At 68.1% G+C, this 210-nt stretch carries 1 pseudogene; it reads left to right on the forward strand.

Annotated elements, in window-relative coordinates:
• Positions 1 to 210: pseudogene (locus ACLQ28_RS34715) on the forward strand (hypothetical protein); the annotation flags it as partial.

Below are 210 nucleotides of genomic sequence, written 5' to 3' on the forward strand. Positions count from 1 at the left end.
CGCTGCCGGCCAGCCGATGGTCGAGCGCACCGCCTGGAAAATCTGTTCCGGCATGGGCTGGTTCAGCGCGTTCAGCACGAAGAAGCGTCGGGGCAAGGGCGGCAAGGTCGGTCCGCCCGTGCACGACGATCTAGTGCGCCGCGACTTCACCGCCCACGGCCCGAATCGGTTGTGGCTGGCCGACATCACCGAACACCGCACCGGTGAGGG

It is taken from the genome of Micromonospora sp. DT201 (genome assembly GCF_049841575.1).
In the GTDB taxonomy this organism is placed as follows: domain Bacteria; phylum Actinomycetota; class Actinomycetes; order Mycobacteriales; family Micromonosporaceae; genus Micromonospora.